The organism is Rhodococcus sp. KRD162 (genome assembly GCF_017168335.1).
Taxonomy (GTDB): Bacteria; Actinomycetota; Actinomycetes; order Mycobacteriales; family Mycobacteriaceae; genus Rhodococcoides.
The window spans coordinates 1-14,318 of the sequence record NZ_JABFAU010000010.1; the positions used below are offsets into that span (position 1 = coordinate 1).

General features: G+C 64.5%; 11 protein-coding genes and 1 pseudogene. 6 read left to right on the forward strand and 6 right to left on the reverse strand.

Annotated elements, in window-relative coordinates:
• Positions 1–527 (reverse strand): annotated as a pseudogene (locus J1M87_RS14075) (hypothetical protein); the annotation flags it as partial.
• A gap of 42 nt (positions 528–569) precedes the next feature.
• Between J1M87_RS14075 and nucS the strand changes: the two are divergent.
• Complete coding sequence (gene nucS / locus J1M87_RS14080; RefSeq protein ID WP_206490028.1) at positions 570–1,241, forward strand: endonuclease NucS; 672 nt, start codon at positions 570–572, stop codon at positions 1,239–1,241.
• 73 nt (positions 1,242–1,314) lie between these two features.
• Positions 1,315–1,632 (forward strand): ATP/GTP-binding protein, encoded by a 318-nt coding sequence (locus tag J1M87_RS28665; protein WP_374222386.1) that lies wholly within the window; start codon positions 1,315–1,317, stop codon positions 1,630–1,632.
• Between the two features lie 27 nt (positions 1,633–1,659).
• On the opposite strand, the gene J1M87_RS14085 is transcribed toward J1M87_RS28665, so the two are convergent.
• Together J1M87_RS14085 and mce are read right to left on the reverse strand one after the other, a co-directional pair.
• On the reverse strand, positions 1,660–2,622 hold the full coding sequence (locus tag J1M87_RS14085) for a hypothetical protein (RefSeq protein ID WP_206490029.1): 963 nt from the start codon (positions 2,620–2,622) through the stop codon (positions 1,660–1,662).
• 59 nt (positions 2,623–2,681) lie between these two features.
• Entirely contained in the window at positions 2,682–3,164 is a 483-nt protein-coding gene (gene mce / locus J1M87_RS14090; protein ID WP_374222387.1) for a methylmalonyl-CoA epimerase, read from the reverse strand.
• Positions 3,165–3,269: 105 nt separating this feature from the next.
• On the opposite strand from mce, the gene J1M87_RS14095 reads away from it, so the two are divergent.
• The 3 genes from J1M87_RS14095 to J1M87_RS14105 all read left to right on the forward strand — a co-directional run bounded on the left by J1M87_RS14095 (position 3,270) and on the right by J1M87_RS14105 (position 5,899).
• Positions 3,270–4,460 carry an acetyl-CoA C-acetyltransferase gene (locus J1M87_RS14095; RefSeq protein WP_206490031.1) on the forward strand — a complete coding sequence of 397 codons (1,191 nt, stop codon included), beginning with the start codon at positions 3,270–3,272 and terminating at the stop codon, positions 4,458–4,460.
• Positions 4,461–4,529: 69 nt separating this feature from the next.
• Positions 4,530–4,901, forward strand: coding sequence for a DUF3817 domain-containing protein (locus J1M87_RS14100; protein ID WP_206490080.1), 372 nt, complete (start codon positions 4,530–4,532; stop codon positions 4,899–4,901).
• 110 nt (positions 4,902–5,011) lie between these two features.
• Positions 5,012–5,899, forward strand: a complete 888-nt coding sequence (locus tag J1M87_RS14105) for a tetratricopeptide repeat protein (protein WP_206490081.1) — start codon at positions 5,012–5,014, stop codon at positions 5,897–5,899.
• Between the two features lie 8 nt (positions 5,900–5,907).
• Here the strand turns inward: J1M87_RS14105 and J1M87_RS14110 are convergent, their stop codons facing one another.
• Genes J1M87_RS14110 through J1M87_RS14120 form a run of 3 tightly spaced genes read right to left on the reverse strand, consistent with a single transcriptional unit; the run spans position 5,908 to position 11,576 of the window.
• Positions 5,908–7,356: a metallopeptidase gene (locus J1M87_RS14110; protein WP_206490032.1), complete on the reverse strand. Its 1,449-nt coding sequence runs from the start codon at positions 7,354–7,356 to the stop codon at positions 5,908–5,910.
• On the reverse strand, positions 7,357–9,558 hold the full coding sequence (gene glgB, locus J1M87_RS14115) for a 1,4-alpha-glucan branching protein GlgB (RefSeq protein WP_206490033.1): 2,202 nt from the start codon (positions 9,556–9,558) through the stop codon (positions 7,357–7,359).
• 11 nt (positions 9,559–9,569) lie between these two features.
• A complete protein-coding gene (locus J1M87_RS14120) occupies positions 9,570–11,576 on the reverse strand; it encodes an alpha-1,4-glucan--maltose-1-phosphate maltosyltransferase (protein ID WP_206490034.1) in 2,007 nt (668 codons plus the stop codon).
• A 204-nt stretch (positions 11,577–11,780) separates the two neighbouring features.
• Here J1M87_RS14120 and glgP point away from each other — a divergent pair, with 204 nt between their 5' ends.
• Positions 11,781–14,315 carry an alpha-glucan family phosphorylase gene (glgP, locus tag J1M87_RS14125; protein ID WP_206490035.1) on the forward strand — a complete coding sequence of 845 codons (2,535 nt, stop codon included), beginning with the start codon at positions 11,781–11,783 and terminating at the stop codon, positions 14,313–14,315.
• Positions 14,316–14,318: the final 3 nt, after the last annotated feature.

Below are 14,318 nucleotides of genomic sequence, written 5' to 3' on the forward strand. Positions count from 1 at the left end.
AGCGCGAACTCGCTGAGCAGGTAGCTGAACGCGCAGACGACCGTGCCGCCGGCGGCGATCGTGAACGCGACCTTGGGGATCGCCTGAGGGTCGATGATGCCGTCGATCGTGGTCAACAGGATCAACGCGCCGATCCACAGCGCTATCTGCATGCGGGTCAGGCGCCACGGCATTGCAAGAGTCGCAACCTGCTCGGATCGGGTGGGTCGGCGGTCCTCGATGCCCCACCGCAAGCTGCTCAGCGCACCCGTGGTGCCCCAGACGACGCCGACGAGGAACGCGAGAAAGACGTACACCGGGACGACGATGAAATTGACCCACCAATAACGATCCATGTCCAGGACGTCAGGACCTGGAACGACGACGCTGATCAGAACGCCCACGATCACAGCGCCGACCAGGTTGGACAGGACCAGGAAGACGGTCAGCAGCAGCTGAATTCGGATCCGTCGTCGACGTGGCGACTCGGAGGTGTCGCCGAGCAGTCGGGAACCCAGGGGAGCGGCAGATCGTCTCAATTGCGGCATGGTCGTCACAGACTAACGGGGCACCTGGCTTAAGGTGGTCGAGTGCGTCTAGTTATTGCTCGTTGCCAAGTCGATTACATCGGCCGCCTCACCGCACATCTACCGTCCGCGCGTCGCTTGCTTCTGGTCAAGTCCGACGGATCGGTCAGCGTGCACGCAGACGACCGGGCATACAAGCCACTCAATTGGATGTCTCCGCCCTGCTGGATGGTCGAGACCACCGAGGACGAGACGATCAACTGGGTTGTCACCAACAAGGCGGGAGAGGAACTCAGAATCTCCATCGACGAGGTCGAGCTCGATTCCAGTCACGAGCTCGGCATCGATCCGGGTCTGGTGAAAGACGGTGTCGAGGCCCATCTTCAAGAGTTGTTGGCCGAGCACGTCAGTACCCTCGGTGAGGGGTACACGCTCGTGCGCCGGGAGTACATGACCGCAATCGGACCGGTAGACCTGCTGTGCCGCAACGCAGATGGCGGAACCGTGGCCGTCGAGATCAAGCGACGTGGTGAGATCGACGGCGTCGAGCAGTTGACGCGGTACCTCGAGTTGCTCAACCGAGACCCGTTGCTGGCACCGGTCAGCGGAGTCTTTGCCGCCCAAGTCATCAAGCCGCAGGCGAAGACCCTGGCCACCGATCGTGGCATTCGTTGTCTCACACTCGACTACGACGTCCTACGAGGAACCGACAGCACCGAGTTCCGGTTGTTCTGACGACTCTCGGCACTACCCGGTCGTCTCCGCGGGCTCCACTGAAGGTGGTCGACGCGTTCTCTACACTGGACGGGTGCCTCGTCGTAATCTGCCCCGCAAAGCGAATCGGAGCGGCCACAATGATGTCGGTCCCGCTGCCGACTCGGTCTTGGGCGGCAACCGGACCGAGATCGGACCGGACGGGGACACGTACACCACGCGAATGATTCCGGGGGCCAAGGCTGTCAAGACGTATCGGTGCCCCGGCTGCGATCACGAGGTGCGGCCCGGGGTCGCACACGTTGTCGCGTGGCCCTCGGACGACTTCGGCGGAGCAGACAATCGTCGGCACTGGCACACCGGCTGTTGGTCCGGCCGAAACACGCGAGGCCTCACCCGCAGGTGGTCTTAGCGGGGAGTCCTCGCGTCGGGCGATATCTCAGGACGCGGAGTCGGCGGACTCCTTCTCCGTCGCCTTCTCTTTCTCGGCTTTTTCTGCCGCCTTCTCCTCTTCCTTCTTCAGGATCGCGGTCGGGTCCGGATTGTCGAGCAGTTCGCTTTCTCGGTTGACCGAAGCCAGCATGGCCGGAACCGAGTCGAGCTGGCCACGGATACCGAGCAGCTGCGCGAGAACTCGACTGCGCAGCACCCGCAGCTCCTCGGCCAGTTCCTTGGAATGGGCGATGCGTCGTTCTGCCTGCTCGCTGGCGGACTGAAGCCGCCGAGCAGCCTCGGTCGTCGCCTCCTCGATACGGCGGGCCGCGTCGGCCTTGCTCGACGCCTCGAGCTCTTCGAGCGCAGAGAGCACCTTGGTGCGGCGCTCGGCCATCGTGATCTCGAAGTCCTCCTGGACCTGGGTGCGCTTGGCCTCGGACTCCGCCGCCAGCTTGTCGCGTTCGGCCTGCGCGGCCTCGACGACGCGGGCTGCTTCGGTGCGTGCCTGAGCCATGGTCTGCTCGTGCTCGGTCTCGAGAGCCGTTCGACGTTCCTCGAGCTCTGCAACCAACGACTCGTGCCGACCACGCAGTCGCGCACTTTCTTGCTGCGCAACCGAAATCATTTCCTCGGACTCCGAGTGTGCCTTCGCACGTACCTCGGAGGCCTCGTCCGAGGCCAGGCGCAGCATGCGCGAAATGCGGTCGCTCATTCCCTCCGCAGTGGTGGGCGGAACCGACAGCCGATCGATGTCTTTACGCAGTTCGTCGATCTCGTCGCGTGCGTCGTCGAGTTGTTTGGCCAGATCACGAGCCTGAGCAGCGGCCGCATCGCGGTCGGCGGTGGTCAGGCGGAGCTCGGCGTCGAATCGTTCGAAGTAATTGGTTACTTCGTCGCGATCGAACCCCTTCCGGACGATGGAAAAGGGAAGTTGCACGGTAGGTGCGCGCTCATGATCGATGGCCATGGCCGACAATTTACCGGTGAGTCAAGTAGAGGGCCATACCGTCGATTCACCGAGATCGATCAGTGACCTTTGTGGTGGGGTTCGACCAGTTCGATCAGGACTCCGCCTGCGTCCTTGGGATGGACGAAGTTGATCCGAGAATCGGCGGTGCCGCGGCGCGGTGCGTCGTACAGCAACCGGACACCGCGGGCGCGCAACTCGGTCGAGATCTCGTCGATATCGGTGACGCGGTACGCAAGCTGCTGCAGACCCGGTCCGTTGCGACCGATGAACTTGGCGATCGTGGACGACTCGTCGATCGGCGCGAGCAACTGCAGGGCAGCAGACTGTTCGTTGGCTCCGGGGAAGGACAGCATCGCCTCGCGAACACCCTGTTCCTCGTTGATCTCCTCGTGTACTGCAACCATGCCGAGGTGGTCGGTGTACCAGGCGATGGCAGCATCGAGATCCGGCACCGCGATACCGACATGGTCGATAGCCGTCACCAGGTCGGAGCGGAGCGGAGCTCCCGTGTAAGACTGCGTGCTGGAGGTCATAGCCATGACGTTAGTGCCAGCTGCGTTTCGGTGCACCGCCCGGTCGGTACCGGTTCGGGGCGTCAGAACGTTGATCTCGACAAGGCCGTCTTCACACTCTCGGAGGAAATCGTGACCACAACAGTCATCGTTGCCGGCGCTCGCACGCCTGTCGGACGCTTTTCGGGCGCGCTCAAGGACTTCTCGGGATCCGACCTCGGTGGTATCGCCATCAAAGGTGCACTCGACAAGTCGGGTGTGGCACCGGATCAGATCGATTACGTCATCATGGGTCAGGTTCTCACCGCTGGAGCCGGCCAGATCCCGGCCCGACAGGCGGCCGTTGCGGCAGGCATTCCGATGAGTGTGCCTGCGCTGACGATCAACAAGGTGTGCCTGTCCGGCGTCGATGCCATTGCGCTGGCCGACCAGCTGATCCGGGCAGGAGAGTTCGAGATCATCGTCGCCGGTGGGCAGGAGTCGATGACCCAGGCTCCGCACATGCTCGAGAAGTCGCGTGCGGGATTCAAGTACGGCGACGTCACGATGCGTGATCACCTCGCCTACGACGGCCTCTACGACATCTTCACCGATCAGGCCATGGGAGCGCTGACCGAGCAGCGCAATCAGAACACCGAGGTCATCAGCCGCGAGGAGCAGGACACCTTCGCCGCCGCGTCGCACCAGAAGGCAGCCGCAGCCTGGAAGAACGGCGTCTTCGACAACGAGGTGGTCCCGGTATCGATTCCACAGCGCAAGGGTGAGCCGATCCAGTTCACCGCCGACGAAGGAATCCGCGCCGACACCACGGTCGACTCCCTCGGCAAGCTCCGCCCCGCGTTCGACAAGGCCGGTACCGTCACCGCCGGATCCGCATCACAGATTTCCGATGGTGCCGCCGCCGTCGTGGTGATGAGCAAGGAGAAGGCAGAGTCTCTGGGACTGACCTGGCTCGCCGAGATCGGTGCCCACGGAGTGGTCGCCGGTCCCGATTCGACACTGCAGTCGCAGCCGGCCCGCGCCATCGCCAAGGCGTGCGAGAAGGACGGCATCGACCCGAAGGACCTCGACGTCGTCGAGATCAACGAGGCGTTCGCCGCAGTTGGAATGGCGTCGACGCGTGAGCTCGGCATCGATCCGGAAATCGTCAACGTCAACGGTGGCGCGATCTCGATCGGTCATCCCCTCGGTATGTCGGGAGCTCGAATCGCGCTGCATCTGGCCCTCGAGCTGCAGCGACGCGGCGGCGGAGTCGGCGCAGCCGCACTGTGCGGTGGCGGTGGACAGGGCGACGCCCTCATCGTTCGAGTACCGAAGCAATAGGACTCGTAGTGGCTCTGGAGAGGAACTGAGACCAGAGCCACTACGTTCTGTCGTAGCAAACCGGGCACAATAGCGGGCATGACCAACTTCTTCGACCTGAGCAGCACGGCCAAGCGCTTCCGTTTCATCGCCGTCCTGGAAGCCTTCACCTGGCTCGGACTGCTGATCGGAATGGCGTTCAAATACTTCCCGGCCGACGGCAACGAGATCGGGGTGAAGATTTTCGGCCCCATCCACGGTGCCGTGTTCCTCGTGTACCTGGCTGTAGCGGTACTGACCGCGGTGAAGCTGAAGTGGGACGTCAAGGCAATCCTGCTGGCGCTCGTCGCGGCATTCCCCCCGTTCGGCACGGTGGTCTTCGAGATCTGGGCAGCGCGCACGGGTCGTCTTGCGGAGCTGAGCACGAGAGGCTCCGCAGCCGGGGCGAAGGTTCTGTCGTGACCTACAGCGCCGCCCGCCAGTGGATGACGTATCGCGTTAGTGACAAACTGTAGGGCGTGACTCGACCCGGTTCCCGTCCTCCCGTCCGCCCCTCTGCCGTTCCCGCCTCCATTGCCGGTGCTGTCGACCTATCGGTTCTCAAGGACCGGCCGGCACCTGCTTCACAGGCCGAATCGGGCGGCGATACCGGAGAATTGGCCCCGATCGTCGACGTCAGCGCAGCAACGTTCGAAGCCGAGGTTCTGCAGCGATCGACTCAGGTTCCGGTGATCGTGGACCTGGGTTCTGCCCGGTCGCCTCAGTCCCAGGCGTTGACGCGTCAGCTCGGACAGCTGGCTGTGGAGGCTGCGGGTACGTGGGTGCTCGCGCGGGTCGACGTGGACTCCAATCCTCAGATCGCGCAGGCGTTCGGCGTACAGGCCATTCCGACGGTGGTTGCCGTTGCGGCCGGCCAGCCGCTGGCGGATTTCCAAGGCACGCAGTCCGATGAGCAGTTGCGTCAGTGGCTGCAGGCTGTCGAGCAGGCGACTGCAGGCAAGCTCACCGGCCCACCCGGGGCGGCTGCCGCAGAACCGGAACCCGAGGTCGAGGATCCGAGGATCGTTGCAGCCGAAGAAGCCATCGACGAGGGTGACTTCGACAAGGCAGAAGCTGCCTACCAGGCGATCATCGACGCCGAGCCGAAGAACACCGAGGCCGTCGCCGCATTGCGCCAGGTCAAGTTCCTCGCACGTGTGCAGAACCTGGCACCGGACGCGATTGCACTCGCCGACGCCGATGCCGGAAACGTACAGGCCCGGATCGATGCAGCGGACGCCGAGATGGCTGCTCAGCAACCGGAGCAGGCCTTCGCTCGTCTGATCGACGGAATCAAGATCAGCGCAGGCGACGACCGAACTGCGCTGCGCACTCGTCTGCTCGAGTTGTTCGAGTTGTTCGACTCGGCCGATCCGCTGGTGGTCTCCGCGCGGCGCAAGCTCGCGTCCGCCCTGTACTGACATGGGGCTCAGCTGTAGCGGGCGTCGCACCGTTGTTTGCCGCCGAGCACTCCCGAACGGAATGCATCGACTCGGGAGAATCCCGACGGCAGCGTCGTACCGTTGACGTCGCTGGCGGCGAGGCCGTCGCTGAGCAGGCCTGATACGGCTTCGTCCAGATCGCCGGGGGAGAGCCAGACCTCGAGGTCGGTGGTTCCGCTCTCGACGCTCATCGCCGAGGTGATCACTCCGGACAGGCAGGCCGAGCGTAGGGCGGCCTGCGGATCGTCGAGCGTCTGGCCTGCTTCCTTCTGCACCGCGAGCGTGTAGCGCGAAGCGAAGAGCACGTAGGCGCTGTAGTCGCCGGAGACGTTGAGCGGCAGGATGTCTCCGCGCTGCGGGGTCTCGGGCATTCCCTGCTCGGCGAGGTCCGCCACGTCGACGCCGATGGTGTTGCTCGACGGGCAGTACGAGACCGGCGCGGTGGCTTTGGCATCGGCGCACCCGAGGTCTGCGCCCGAGTAGTCGACGATCGGCGGATCGGCCACGGGCAGCACCGTCTCGAATGATCGGGTGAACGCATCAAGGGAGTCCTCGGTGACCGGAAGCTCGCCGGAGTCGTCGGGGTCGCTGAACTTCTGCGGCAACGATGCTCGACGCGCATCGATCTCGTCCTCGTCGATTCCGGTGCAGGCCCCCGCACCGTCGGTGAAGCCGATCTGCACGGCGGTGACCCGCTCGAAAGCCGAGCCGTGTACCGATTCCGGATCGTTGGGATCGACATCGCGCACTGCAACGGTCGCGGCGAGAACGCCGTTGAGGCCGTCCGAGGTGTTGATGGTGAAGTGGGGCGCGTCGTCCTCTGCGACGTGCCGGATGAACGCGCCGGCGAAGCAGTCGGCCTGTTGCTCGGCCACGATCGTCGGGGTGTCGTCACCGACGAGTCCCGATTGATGCTGAATAGCGTGGCCGTATTCGTGGGCGATGACCATCACCACCGACATCGGTCCGAATGCGTCGACCAGTGCCGGGAGCAGGATGGTGCGGTCCCACCCGATCGAATCATCGCGGGTGCAGTACGCGGCGTTGGGGATGCCGCCGGTCCGATCGCCGCAGAACCTGATGCCCGATCCCTCGTCCTGGGATGCGTCCCAGGAGATCAAGGTCGAGATCGGCGTGAACGAGCCCTTGAAGATGAGGGGGTACTGCTCGGCCCAGAATTGTTCGAGGTCGTCGATCGCATTGGTGGCGAGGAGATCGGAGTAGGTGCCCTCGGCATTCTCCACGGTGATCGTCGAATCGGGGATACCAGGACGGGGCCCACTCGGTCCGCTGGTGACCGGAAGTCCGGCGACGGTGAACGGGTTCTCGTAGATCGACACCGCAGTGCCGCCGACGGTCTGTGCGCATGAGGAAAGCAGGAGTAATCCGGCTGTGGCGGCCGCGGCCAGTAGTCGGGGTATGCGGCCGCCACTCATCTATCGCTCCAGTTTTATCCAGATCGCCCCGTTGGCAGGAAGTACGACCTGGCTGGAAGCAGGTCGTCCGTGCCACGAGTGCGATGTTGCCGTCACTTCACCGAGGTTGCCCATCCCGGCGCCGCCGTACTCTGTCGCATCGGTGTTGAGGATCTCGATCCAACGGCCGGGTTCCGGTAGTCCCACACGATAGCTGCCGTGCTCGGAACCAGAGAAGTTGAAAATACACGCGATGACCGAACCGTCGGAGCCGTACCGAAGAAAGCTCAACACGTTGTTCTCGGTGTCGTTGGCGTCGATCCAGGAGTATCCACTGGGCGAGGTGTCGAGTGTCCACAGAGCCGGATGCGAGCGGTACGTCGTATTGAGATCGGCAACAAGGGATTTGACGCCGCGGTGCAGGGGCTCGTCGTCGATCTGGGACCAGTCGAGGCCGCGTTCCTCCGACCACTCTCGGGTCTGCCCGAACTCCTGGCCCATGAACAGCAGCTGCTTGCCCGGGTGGGCCCACATGTAGGCGAGCATCCCGCGCAACCCTGCGGCCTTGGCGTAGTCGTCACCGGGCATCCGAGTCCACAGCGTTCCCTTGCCGTGCACCACCTCGTCATGGCTGATCGGGAGCAGGTAGTTCTCACTCCATGCGTAGACGAGAGAGAACGTGATCTCGTGGTGGTGGTAGCTGCGATGGATCGGATCACGCCCGAGGAATCCGAGAGTGTCGTGCATCCAGCCCATGTTCCACTTCATGTTGAAGCCGAGCCCGCCGACGTTGGTGGGGCGGGTGACACCGGGCCATGCCGTGGACTCCTCGGCGACGGTGACGACGCCGCGGTGCTTCTTGTGCACCGTCGCGTTCATCTCCTGGAGAAAAGCGACGGCCTCGAGATTCTCTCGGCCACCGTAGATGTTCGGCGACCAGCCGCCCTCGGGGCGGGAGTAATCGAGGTACAGCATCGAGGCCACGGCGTCGACGCGGAGCCCGTCGATGTGGAACTCGTCGATCCAGTACAGCGCGTTCGCGACAAGGAAGTTCCGGACCTCGCGGCGTCCGAAGTCGAACACCAGAGTGCCCCAGTCGAGTTGTTCGCCGCGTTGCGGGTCGCCGTGCTCGTAGAGCGGGCCGCCGTCGAAGCGAGCGAGGGCCCACTCGTCCTTGGGGAAATGGGCGGGCACCCAGTCGACGATGACGCCAACCCCGGCACTGTGGAGATGGTCGACGAAGTAGCGGAAGTCGTCGGGGCTGCCGAATCGCGATGTCGGTGCGTAGTAGGAGGTCACCTGGTAACCCCAGGATCCGCCGAACGGATGCTCGGCAACCGGAAGCAGCTCCACGTGGGTGAAGCCGGTCTCGGTGACGTATTCGGCGAGCTGCTCGGCGAGCTCCCGGTATCCCAGGCCCGGTCGCCAGGACGCGAGGTGGACCTCGTACACGCTCATCGGAGCCTGCGTCGGCTCGATTCCAGCCCTGGTATCGAGCCACTTCTCGTCGTTCCAGGTGTACGACGACGCAGTGACCACCGATGCGGTGGACGGCGGTACCTCGGTGGCGAAGGCCATCGGGTCGGCCTTGTCCTTGACCGAACCGTCTGCGCCGTGAACGCGGAATTTGTAGAGCGCACCCGGCGCGATGTCGGGCACGAACAGCTCCCACACGCCGGTCGAACCCAGGACGCGCATCGGCCAGCTCCGGCCGGTCCAGCCGTCGAAGTCGCCCACGAGCGTGACGCCCTTCGCCGCCGGTGCCCACACCGCGAACGATGTGCCGGTCACCGGACCGTCCGGCGTCGCGTACGACTGCTGATGTGCGCCGAGGATGTCCCACAGTCTCTCGTGCCTGCCCTCGCCGAACAGGTGCAGATCGAGTTCGCCGAGAGTGGGCAGGAACCGGTAGCCGTCGGCGGACTCGGAGACGTGCCCACCGGGCCAGGTGACGACCAGGCGGTAGTCGATCAGGTCCTCGACCGGAATCTCGGCAGAGAAGAGCCCGTGCGCAACGTGAGTCAACTCGTAGTCGACGCCGCCGACTCGAGCGAGGACCTTCTCGGCGTCGGGTTTGAGGGCGCGGATCGCGGTGCCGCCGGGCACCGGATGGGCACCGAGTACGGAATGCGGGTTGTAGTGGCGGCCCGCACCGATGAGTTCGAGATCGTTCTCGGACGGGGCTGCGACGGTGTCTTTCGGCGTCGACGGATTCTCGGTCACGTTGAATCCACTCACTTTCGGTTGCCGCGGTAGGCCAGTTCGATTCGTGCCGGGTACGGGATGTGGGGGAGGGCGAAGATGTGCGCCACCGATGTCCAGGGCTCGAGCCGGACGAAATTGGTGTGGCCCCAGTCGTAGTGGGTCCCGCTCACTTCGTCCTTGATGGTGAGGGTGTCCTGCCAATCGTGGCCGAGCGCAGGCATGTCCAGGTGAATGGTGCCTTCCTCGGCTCCGAACGGGTTGAGGTTGATCACCACCAGAATCGAGTCACCGGTCTGCGGATCGAACTTCGAGTAGGCGATCAGCGCGTCGTTGTCGATGTTGTGGAAGTGGATGTTGCGCAGTTGCTGCAACGCCGGGTGCGCCCGCCGGATCGCGTTCAGCGTGGTGATCCAGGGCTCGAGTGATTCTCCTCGAGCACGCGCGCCCTCGAAGTCACGTGGCCGCAACTGATACTTCTCCGAGTCCAGGTACTCCTCGCTGCCTTCACGCACCGCCTGGTGCTCGAACAGCTCGTAGCCCGAGTAGACACCCCACGTCGGTGACATGGTTGCCGCCAGAGCTGCTCGTAGAGCGAACATTCCGGGTCCGCCGTGCTGCAGACTCTCGTGCAGGATGTCCGGGGTGTTGACGAACAGGTTGGGTCGCGCATCGTCGGCACGCCGGGCGTGCTCCTCGGCGAACTCGGTCAGCTCCCACTTGGCCGTCCGCCAGGTGAAATACGTGTACGACTGGGTGAAACCGCGCTGCGCCAGACCGTACATGCGCGCCGGCCTCGTGAACGCCTCGGCAAGGAAAAGCACGTCCGGGTCGGTTTTCTTGACCTCGGCGATCAGCCATTCCCAGAAGTCCGGTGGCTTGGTGTGCGGGTTGTCCACTCTGAAGACGTCGACTCCCAGCGAGATCCAATACCGGACCACGCGGAGGACTTCCTCGTAGATGCCGCGTCGGTCGTTGTCGAAGTTGACCGGATAGATGTCCTGGTACTTCTTCGGTGGATTCTCGGCGTACGCGATCGTGCCGTCGGGTAGAACCGTGAACCACTCGGGATGCGTTGCAGCCCATGGATGGTCGGGCGCTGCCTGCAGGGCGAGGTCGAGCGCGACCTCGAGGCCGTGCTCGCGTGCGGCATCGACGAACCCGCGAAAATCGGCCTCGGTTCCCAACTCGGGATGGATGGCGTCGTGGCCGCCGTCCTTCGATCCGATCGCCCACGGTGAACCGACGTCCTCGGGTCCTGGAGTCAACGTGTTGTTCGGACCCTTGCGGTTGATGGTGCCGATCGGGTGAATGGGTGGGAGGTAGACGATGTCGAATCCCATGCGGGCAATACGAGGAAGCTGCTCGATCGAAGTGGTGAACGTGCCGTGCCGTGGTGAGCCGTCCTCGTTCCACCCGCCCGTCGACCGAGGGAAGAACTCGTACCAGGCCCCGTTGAGCGCGCGAGTGCGGTCAACCCAGATGTTGACCGCCCGTGATCGGGTCACCAGCTCGCGCAGTGGATGGACGAACAACAATTCGGCGACCGACGGTGCGAACGCCGAGGAGACCCGGGCCGGCAGCGGACGATCGGTGTCGCGCAGTGCACCGGCCACGTCGGCCAGCATCTGCCTGCTCTCGGCAGGAACGCCGGTGGCAGCTCGCAGAAACAGGCGCGCCCCGATCTCGAGATCGTTCGCGAGCTCGTGCGCACTCTGACCAACACCCAGTTTTGCTTCCACGGCATGACGCCACGTGCTGATCGGATCGCTCCACGCTTCGATACGGCAAATCCAGTAGCCCGGCCGAGACGGGACGAACACGGCGTCGAACGAGTCCGGCTCGCGGCCGGGCGTCATCGGGATTCGTTCGAGCTTGCCTCCCGGTCCGCGCACCGACAGCGTTGCCGCGACTGCGTCATGACCTTCGCGCCAGACATCGGCGGAGACCGGAAAAGTCTCGCCCACCACCGCTTTCGCGGGGTACTTTCCAGTCGTCGTATCTGGAAGGACATTGTCGATACCAAGTCGACCTGTCACTTCACACTCCATTCTTCGCTAGAGGTCTGGCTGCGCGGGCGCAACCTCTGATCGAACCGATACTGGTGTGCTTCTACTCGTCAACCGTAATGCAGCCGCGCAGATGGCGCGTGCGCCGACCGATACTGCCCACGACCGGCCCCGCGGAGCAGATTTCGTCGAGCCGCCCATCGGCACAGGTGTCCGTGGGTAGTGTTCGATCCTGTGAAAGCTTTGCGCCGATTCACCGTCCGAGCCCACCTTCCCGCCCGCCTGAATGCCCTCGCCGAGCTCTCGACAAACCTCAGGTGGTCGTGGCACCCGTCGACGCAGGACCTGTTCGAGCACATCGATCCGCTGTTGTGGACCGAACTCGAACGCGATCCGGTGGCCGTGCTCGGAGCCGTCGCGCCGGCGAGGCTGGAGGAACTCGCAGCCGACGATCGGTTTCTCGACGAGTTGGATGCGGCCGAGACGGACTTGCACGACTACCTCGCGCGCCCGCTGTGGTACCAGAACGAGTTGTCCGCGGGGCGGGCCTTGCCGTCGGGCATCGGGTATTTCTCGATGGAGTTCGGCGTCACCGAAGTGTTGCCGAACTACTCCGGCGGACTCGGCATCCTGGCCGGCGACCACCTCAAGGCCGCTTCGGACCTGGGATTGCCGTTGATCGGCGTCGGGTTGCTGTATCGCTCGGGTTATTTTCGGCAGTCCTTGACAGCGGACGGTTGGCAGGCCGAGCGCTACCCGTCCCTCGATCCGCACGGTCTACCGCTGAGGTTGCTCACCGACGACGCGGATTCGCCGGTGCTGATACACGTGTCGATGCCGGGATCTCGGGTGCTTCGGGCTCGGGTCTGGATCGCCCAGGTGGGACGGGTGCCGCTGCTGTTGCTCGACTCCGACATCGCCGACAACGACCCGGAATTGCGTGGGGTGACCGACAGGTTGTACGGCGGCGACCAAGACCACAGGATCAAGCAGGAGATTCTCGCCGGTGTCGGCGGCGTGCGAGCGATCCGTGCCTACACCCACGCGCACGGATTGCCCGATCCCGAGGTGTTCCACATGAACGAGGGCCACGCGGGCTTCCTCGGACTCGAACGCATTCGAGAGCTGGTCACCGCGGGAGCATTGGACTTCGACTCGGCACTGGCCGCGGTGCGAGCGGGCACCGTCTTCACCACACACACTCCCGTCCCTGCCGGAATCGACCGATTTCCCGCCGACCTCGTGCGGCACTACTTCGGCAGCCCCGACGGCGGCTCGGACTCCGCATTGCTGCCGGGGCTACCGATGGACCGAGTTCTCGAACTCGGCAGCGAGAGCGACGCCTCGGTGTTCAACATGGCGCACATGGGGTTGCGCCTGGGACAACGGGCCAACGGGGTATCGAAACTGCACGGCATCGTCAGCCGGGAGATGTTCAACGACCTGTGGCAGGGATTCGACGCCTGCGAGGTGCCGATCGGTTCGGTGACCAATGGAGTGCATGCGCCCACGTGGGCTGCTCGGCAGTGGGCCGACAGTGAACGGGGCGGCGGGCCGATGACCTCGGATCAGGTGTGGTCCACTCGCAATGCCCTGCGCGCGCAACTGGTGGACGAGGTGCGGCGTCGAGTGCGGCGCTCCGCCCTCGAACGTGGCTCGACCGAAGCCGAGATCAGTTGGACCGCAAATGTATTCGACCCGAACGTGCTGACCGTCGGATTTGCGCGACGAGTACCGACGTACAAGCGACTGACCCTGATGCTGCGCGAACCCGAGCGTCTTCGGGCCATGTTGCTGGACCCGGAACGTCCGGTGCAGCTGGTGGTCGCAGGAAAATCCCATCCCGCCGACGACGGTGGGAAGGCGCTCATTCAGCAGATCGTCAGATTCGCCGACCAGGCCGAGGTTCGGCATCGCATCGTATTCTTGCCCGATTACGACATGTCCATGGCGCGCTTCTTGTACTGGGGGTGCGACGTGTGGCTGAACAATCCGTTGCGACCGCTCGAAGCCTGCGGCACCTCGGGGATGAAGTCGGCTCTCAACGGAGGCTTGAACCTGTCGATCCGCGACGGGTGGTGGGACGAGATGTACGACGGCGACAACGGGTGGGCGATACCCACGGCCGACGGCGTGACCGATGACAATCGCCGCGACGATCTCGAAGCAGCGGCACTCTACGAGTTGCTCGAGCAGGCAGTGCTGCCCAAGTTCTACGACCGCGGTGAGGACGGTGTGCCCAGTCGCTGGATCGAGATGGTGCGGCACACCCTCGAAAAACTCGGTCCCGAGGTGCTGGCATCGAGGATGGTTCAGGACTACACGCTCGGCTACTACGCACCCGCCGCTGTGTCCGCGCGCTCGTCGGCGGCCGACGGTCACCGAGGTGCCGCGGACGTGGCGTCCTTCCGTCGTCGTGTCGAACAAGCATGGGGCGCAGTGAAAGTGACCCGAGTCGACAGCGAAGGCCTACCGGACACGCCGGTGATCGGTGCGGAGCTGGTGCTGCGCGCACACGTCGACCTGGGCGGCCTGGCCGCGGAGGACGTCGTGGTGCAGGCGGTGGTGGGCCGCGCCGACGACGAGGAGAACCTCACCGATATCGCGGCGACGGCCATGGCGCACGTGGGAACGGAGGGCGGCGAGCACGTCTACTCCGGAAAGACGCGGCTACCGCACAGCGGCGCAGTCGGCTACACGGTGCGAGTGTTACCCCATCACGCCGGCCTCGCCTCGGACGCAGAGCTTGGTCTGGTAGCGACCCCGTAGTAC